Genomic DNA, 253 nt, shown 5'->3' with positions numbered 1-253 from the left:
CTCGACTTGCATGTGTTAGGCCTGCCGCCAGCGTTCAATCTGAGCCATGATCAAACTCTTCAATTAAAGTTTTGTTGTTCGACTACGTCGAACGACTCAATGAATTCTGCTTTCTTTGATTTTACTTTCTTTTAAGAAAGTGAAAATCTCAGCGCATGAACACTCACTCTTAAAAGAAAGAGGTCATTAAGTAATTTTTTGACTGCTTCACTCTTTACAATAAAGAAGTAAGGCAGTTTCGAATAACTTAATC

Annotated in this window: 1 rRNA gene; it reads right to left on the bottom strand. The window is 36.8% G+C overall.

The features are described from left to right. Positions 1-66, bottom strand: a 16S ribosomal RNA gene (locus Q0791_RS25175); the annotation flags it as partial. Positions 67-253 lie beyond the last annotated feature (187 nt).

Origin of the sequence: uncultured Shewanella sp. (genome assembly GCF_947495455.1) — a bacterium.
Lineage (GTDB): Bacteria > Pseudomonadota > Gammaproteobacteria > Enterobacterales > Shewanellaceae > Shewanella.
The sequence above is the reverse complement of the archived record's forward strand: the minus strand, read 5'-3'. Positions and strand labels throughout refer to the sequence as shown.